We start from the raw sequence: 3,080 nt of genomic DNA on the forward strand, positions 1-3,080 counted from the left end.
ATGCCGTTCTCGTAGGCGCGGCAGGCCGCCCAGAAAAGACGGGTGTTGCGCTGCCCCTCGTGCGCGGCCAGCACGAACTGGATCAGGCCGTCTCCCTGGCCCTGGTGTTCTCCGGGTGAGGTGGACGACCGCGCGGTGGTGCGCGGGGACGGCAGCAGCAGCCGCAGCAGGGCCGGCGGGCACGGGGCCGGAGGGAGGTGCGCGGTGCCGGGTGCCGTGCCGTACACCCCGTGCTCGGTGCGGGAGCCGGGGCCGACGAGATAACCGCCGGCGCCCCGGACGTCGATGCCCGGGGCGAGGCGGCCGGCCGAGTTGGGGACGGCGACGTCCGGTGGCCCGGTCAGCCAGAGGTGACGGCCGCCGCTCGGGGTCGTGACGACGACCGTCGCGGGGATCGTGAACAGGTGCCGCAGGGCGAGTTCCCGCAGCGCCGCCGAGGCGTCCGTGCCCGACTTGGTGTCCAGGTCGATGCCGATCAGGTGGTGCGGGGGCAGTCCGCAGGCGATGCCGTAGCCGGTGGCCCAGGGGGCGGCGGCGAAGAGCGCGCGGATGCGTTCGGGGTCGGTCGAGGCGTCGTGGACACCGTGGCCGAAGCGGCCGCACTCGCCGTGGCAGGGGAGGGGCACGGGGTCGAGACGGTGCGGGGAGCGCAGGGCCGGGAGTTTCGTCCGGGACAGGGGGATGACGGCCAGTCCGTGTTCGGCGGCGGACAGGGCGTGGGCGAGGGCCAGCGTCGTGGCCCGCCGGTCGATGGTGGCCATACTTCTATGTTCGTACGTCTGTTCGAAAATGGGAAGGGGTGGTGAGGTGTGACACGCCGAGGCGAGCAGGTCGGCCGAGACGCGCCGAAACGCTTCAGCCCGTCGCCATCGCGTTCACGTCCGCCCCGCTCGTCCGCCCCGCTCGTCCACCTCAGGCGTCCGCCGCGCGTCGGCCGTCGACCGTCGGTAGCCGTACGTCGGCCGTAAGTCCGCGATACGCCCTCCGGCCGGAGCCCCCCAGGGGAAATCCCCCAGGCTCCCTCCTCTCCTCGTCCGCCTTCAGGAGGTGCAGTCGCTGTCGCCTCTACAACCTGAGGGGGACTCCCCTTCGGGACCTGCGGGCGATGAGGACGGCAGGGTGGCGAACCTAGCGTTGAGCCATGACCACACTCGTCTGCACCGGCGCCTCGGACGCCGCCACGTTGGCCACGCCGGCCACGCGGACGCTGCCGTACGCCACGTATCCGTCCTTCTCGTCGTACGTGCGGGCCCGTCAGCCGGTGCTGCTGCGCACCGCCCGGTCGCTGACCGCGAACCCGTGCGACGCCGAGGACCTGCTGCAGACCGCGCTGACCAAGACCTACGTCGCGTGGGACCGGATCGAGGACCATCGCGCGCTCGACGGCTATGTGCGCCGCGCCCTGCTGAACACCCGCACCTCGCAGTGGCGCAAGCGCAAGGTCGACGAGTTCACCTGCGACGAGCTGCCCGAGCCGGAGCCGGTGCCCGGCGGGAACGACCCGGCGGAGCGGCAGGCGCTGCACGACGCGATGTGGCGGGCGATCATGCGCCTGCCCGCCCGGCAGCGGGCGATGGTCGTCCTGCGGTACTACGAGGACCTGAGCGAGGCGCAGACCGCCGAGGTGCTCGGCGTCTCGGTCGGCACGGTGAAGTCGGCGGTCTCCCGGGCACTGGGGAAGCTGCGCGAGGACCCGGAGCTCGAGCCGGTCCGATAGCAGTGCGCCCGTTCCACCGCAAGGTGACAAGTTCGTCGAGATCGGTGGTCTTCACCTAGTGACATACCGAGCGGTATGCGGCCAGAATCAGCGCATCTCTTACCGCCGCGTAGGCAATGTCGCCCCCGGGAGGACGCCGTGCTGAGCACCATGCAGGACGTACCGCTGCTGATCTCCAGGATCCTGGCCCACGGGTCCACGATCCACGGATCGTCGCAGGTGATCACCTGGACCGGTGAGGGAGAGCCGCAGCGCCGCTCCTACGCCGAGATCGGCGCCCGCGCCGCGCAGCTGGCGCACGCCCTGCGCGAGGACCTCGGCGTCGCCGGCGACGACCGCGTGGCCACGTTGATGTGGAACAACGCCGAGCACGTCGAGGCCTATTTCGCGATCCCCTCCATGGGCGCGGTCCTGCACACCCTCAATCTCCGGCTGCCCCCGGAGCAGCTGGCCTGGATCGTCAACCACGCCGCCGACCGGGTGATCATCGCCAACGGATCCCTGCTGCCGCTGCTCGCCCCGCTGCTGCCGCATCTGAGGACCGTCGAGCACGTCGTGGTCACCGGCCCCGGGGACCGCGGCCTCCTCGCCGGGGCGTCCGTGCCGGTCCACGAGTACGAGGACCTGATCGCGGGCAAGCCGACCACATACGACTGGCCCGAGCTGGACGAGCGCCAGGCCGCCGCCATGTGCTACACCTCCGGCACCACCGGCGACCCCAAGGGCGTGGTCTACAGCCACCGCTCGGTCTACCTGCACTCCATGCAGGTCAACATGGCCCAGTCGATGGGCCTGACCGACCAGGACACCTCCCTGGTGGTCGTGCCGCAGTTCCACGTGAACGCCTGGGGGCTCCCGCACGCCACCTTCATGACCGGCGTCAACCTGCTCATGCCGGACCGGTTCCTGCAGCCCGCCCCGCTCGCCGAGATGATCGAGAGCGAGAAGCCGACCCACGCCGCCGCCGTGCCCACCATCTGGCAGGGCCTGCTCGCCGAGCTGACCGCGAAGCCGCGCGACGTCTCCTCGCTCACCCAGGTCACCATCGGCGGCTCCGCCTGTCCACCCTCCCTCATGGAGGCCTTCGACAAGCTCGGCATGCGGGTCTGCCACGCCTGGGGCATGACCGAGACCTCGCCGCTCGGCACGGTCGCCCGCCCGCCGGCCCACGCGGTCGGCACGGAGGAGGAGTTCGGCTACCGGCTCACCCAGGGCCGCTTCCCGGCGAGCGTCGAGGCCCGCCTCACCGGCCCCGGCGGCGAGCGCATCCCGTGGGACGGGCAGTCCGCGGGCGAGCTGGAGGTCCGCGGCCCGTGGATCGCCGGCGCCTACTACAACGGCCCGGACGCCGAGCCGCTGCGCC

General features: G+C 71.9%; 3 protein-coding genes. 2 read left to right on the top strand and 1 reads right to left on the bottom strand.

Annotated features, from left to right (window positions below; all coding sequences use genetic code 11):
* Nucleotides 1-761: bifunctional DNA primase/polymerase (locus CCN42_RS19015; protein WP_086737269.1), on the bottom strand; the 761-nt coding region annotated here is incomplete at its 3' end.
* Between the two features lie 380 nt (nt 762-1,141).
* Between CCN42_RS19015 and CCN42_RS19020 the strand changes: the two genes are divergently transcribed.
* Together CCN42_RS19020 and CCN42_RS19025 are read left to right on the top strand one after the other, a co-directional pair.
* Nucleotides 1,142-1,717: a SigE family RNA polymerase sigma factor gene (locus CCN42_RS19020; RefSeq protein WP_086737271.1), complete on the top strand. Its 576-nt coding sequence runs from the start codon at nt 1,142-1,144 to the stop codon at nt 1,715-1,717.
* Between the two features lie 150 nt (nt 1,718-1,867).
* Nucleotides 1,868-3,080: AMP-binding protein (locus CCN42_RS19025; RefSeq protein WP_169731483.1), on the top strand; the 1,213-nt coding region annotated here is incomplete at its 3' end.

This window comes from Streptomyces glaucescens (assembly GCF_002154375.1).
In the GTDB taxonomy this organism is placed as follows: Bacteria; Actinomycetota; Actinomycetes; order Streptomycetales; family Streptomycetaceae; genus Streptomyces; species Streptomyces glaucescens.